This window comes from Pantoea brenneri, assembly GCF_038594305.1.
Classification (GTDB): Bacteria; Pseudomonadota; Gammaproteobacteria; order Enterobacterales; family Enterobacteriaceae; genus Pantoea; species Pantoea brenneri.
Genome location: NZ_JBCGBG010000020.1, coordinates 1 through 725 on the forward strand (window position 1 = coordinate 1; position 725 = coordinate 725).

General features: G+C 49.7%; 2 tRNA genes and 1 rRNA gene. All 3 read left to right on the top strand.

Going from position 1 to position 725, the window contains the following annotated elements:
• Positions 1-82, top strand: a 16S ribosomal RNA gene (locus tag AABB92_RS23320); the annotation flags it as partial.
• Between the two features lie 73 nt (positions 83-155).
• Positions 156-232: transfer RNA gene (locus AABB92_RS23325), tRNA-Ile, on the top strand.
• 142 nt (positions 233-374) lie between these two features.
• Positions 375-450: transfer RNA gene (locus AABB92_RS23330), tRNA-Ala, on the top strand.
• Positions 451-725 lie beyond the last annotated feature (275 nt).

Consider the following 725-nt stretch of genomic DNA (forward strand, 5'->3'; position numbering starts at 1 on the left):
GCTTACCACTTTGTGATTCATGACTGGGGTGAAGTCGTAACAAGGTAACCGTAGGGGAACCTGCGGTTGGATCACCTCCTTACCTGAAGATACCTTCCGGCGCAGTGTCCACACAGATTGTCTGATAAAAAGTAACGAGCAGAAAAAACCTCTACAGGCTTGTAGCTCAGGTGGTTAGAGCGCACCCCTGATAAGGGTGAGGTCGGTGGTTCAAGTCCACTCAGGCCTACCAAATTCGCACTCATGCTGCGTTATGTTTCCGGCTCGCATAGTTCACTATGCTGCGCGAAAACATGCCTTGCCTGAGCACGAATTGCATTTCTTACGGAATGTACTCGGTTGAGTGGTAGTAGTGGTCTCTGCAGTAACTGTATGGGGCTATAGCTCAGCTGGGAGAGCGCCTGCCTTGCACGCAGGAGGTCAGCGGTTCGATCCCGCTTAGCTCCACCATACCGTTTAACTGTTTTTTCTGAAAAAATACTTCAGAGCGTACCGGCAACGGTGTGCTGCGAAGTATTATGCTCTTTAACAATCCGGAACAAGCTGAAAATTGAAACGACATGTCGTTTTCATTCTCCGTAATAAGAATGAAAGCCACGACATGTTCGAGTCTCTCAAATGCTTGCAACACGCAGCGCTGAAAAACGCCTGTGGGTTGTGAGGTTAAGCGACTAAGCGTACACGGTGGATGCCCTGGCAGTCAGAGGCGATGAAGGACGTGCTAA